At 65.3% G+C, this 2,071-nt stretch carries 2 protein-coding genes; both read left to right on the top strand.

The window, feature by feature from the left end; translation table 11 throughout:
- Nucleotides 1-112: 112 nt before the first annotated feature.
- A complete protein-coding gene (locus RKD20_RS09170) occupies nt 113-1,294 on the top strand; it encodes a sulfotransferase domain-containing protein (RefSeq protein WP_424877280.1) in 1,182 nt (393 codons plus the stop codon).
- A gap of 4 nt (nt 1,295-1,298) precedes the next feature.
- The gene (locus RKD20_RS09165; protein WP_424877279.1) at nt 1,299-2,063 is read left to right on the top strand and encodes a class I SAM-dependent methyltransferase; all 765 of its coding nucleotides are present in this window, start codon (nt 1,299-1,301) and stop codon (nt 2,061-2,063) included.
- Nucleotides 2,064-2,071: the final 8 nt, after the last annotated feature.

Raw genomic sequence — 2,071 nt, 5'->3', positions numbered from 1 at the left:
GCGGAAAACCAGGTGTTCAACTGATGCCATGCCCTGGTTGAACACCTGGTGCGCCCAGCCGCGTATGACGCACGGTTGAAATTCATGACCGGAAGGCAGAAGAATTGCGGTCATGCTCGATACGTCGCTCGATACGGCCAAAATTGCCGTGAGTCTGTTCTTTGAGATGAGCGAATCCAATGAACGGGTCACGGCTGCCCGCCTTTCTTCGGCGGGCTTCAGAGATATCGCCCTGAGTGACGTGCTCCTCTTGACGGCGCTGCAGATGAGAGGCCACTCCGCCACGGGGGCGAGCCAGAAGCCGAAAATCGGCGGTGGTGTATCACGGGAGATGACCGACAAGCTGTGCGCAGGCGGGTATCTGGAAGACCGAAGTCGGCCCGATGATCCCGACCGTACGGAAATCGTGCTCACCGGTCGGGGCCGCCTGGCCGTCGAAGTGGTCATGGACGGCGTTCTGGCTGATCGCTGGGTTTCCTTCCCGTTCCGTCCGGATGACATCGTCATCAGTGCGCCGGGTAAGTCTGGCACCACGTGGATGCAGATGATCTGCGCGCTCCTGGTCTTCCAGACGCCGGATCTTCCGGCTCCGCTCAATGAACTGTCGCCGTGGCTGGACGACCCGACCGGCATACGCCACGAGGTGCTGGAGCGGTACGCAGCTCAACGCAACCGACGGTTCATCAAGACGCACAGCTCCCTGGCGGACATTCCCGCCGTCCCCCAGGTCACCTACATCGTGGTCGGAAGAAACCCGCTGGATGCCGCCGTCTCGTCGTACCACCAGCGGAAGCGCATTGCCCGGGTATCCGGTGATCGGAGCCTCACGGACTCGGCACGGGAATGGCTGCTCGAATGGATCGCCGAAGAGCCGGCCTCCCCGGCACAGCTGAGCGACCTGGGCGGCATTCTCCGGCGTATCGCCGACGCGTGGGCACGACGCGACGAGCCGAACGTCGTCCTCACGCACTACGAGGACCTGTCCGCCGATCTCGAAGGACAGATGCGCCTCCTTGCGGAGCGGCTGGGGATCACGGTCGCCGAAGCGCTGTGGCCGGGCCTGGTGAAGGCCGCGACATTCGAACGGATGCGCGCCGCCGCGGACCGGATCGAGCCTTTCGGAGGCCTGCTCGAGGACAGCGCGTCCTTCTTCCGGAGGGGTGTGTCGGGAGCGGGGAGCCGAGCTGCTCACGACGGCCGAACTCGCCGACTACCACGCACGGGTGGCTCGGGTCCTCGAACCCGACGTGCTGGCCTGGTTGCACCGGTCGGCGTGAGGCTGGAGACGGGGTGACGCGATGAGTGCCGTTGAGAGACCACTTTTCACGCGGGAAGACCGCTACCGTTCGGTGCTGGCCAACCAGGGCCGCGGCTCCACACTCCAATCCATCTACCGGGACATCTACGGCGCCGACTATCCCGGCGAAGTGGAACCCTTCGGTTTCGTCACGCTGAGCGACCTGCGCCTGCTGACGCAGATCCTGGCGGAGTCGCACACGACACGGCTGCTCGACGTCGGTTGCGGCCGGGGCGGCCCCGGTCTCTGGATCGCGCGAGAGCTCGGTGTGCCCTTGATCGGCGTGGACATCATTGCCGAAGCGGTGGCCGCCGCTTCTGATCGGGCGGCGGGTTTCGGGATGGCGTCCTCGGCCCGTTTCTACGTGGCCAGCGCCACGGACACGGGATTGCCCGCCGGGGGTTTCGACGGAGCGGTCAGCATCGACGCGCTGTGGATGGTGCACGACAAGGCAGCCGCCTTCCGGGAGTTGGCACGGGTGCTTCGCCCCGCCGGCCGACTCGTGTTCACCAGTTGGGAACCGGCTCGCCTGCCCTACGACTCGTTCCTCGAAAGGGCCGGGTTCACCGATATCACCAAGCAGGAGATCGCCGGCTCCCGAGACCGGGAGATCGCCGTGCACAAGGCCATTCTGCGTCATGGGGAGGCGATCTGCCTGGAACTTGGAAAAGAGGCCGCCGAAGTGCTCATGGCGGAGGCGACGCACACCCCGGCCTTGCTGGACGGCACTCCGCGGGTAATCATTTCGGCCCTCCGTGGGCGATGACCGTGCTC

This window comes from Streptomyces sp. SLBN-8D4 (assembly GCF_049739545.1).
In the GTDB taxonomy this organism is placed as follows: domain Bacteria; phylum Actinomycetota; class Actinomycetes; order Streptomycetales; family Streptomycetaceae; genus Streptomyces; species Streptomyces canus_C.
The sequence above is the reverse complement of the archived record's forward strand: the minus strand, read 5'-3'. Positions and strand labels throughout refer to the sequence as shown.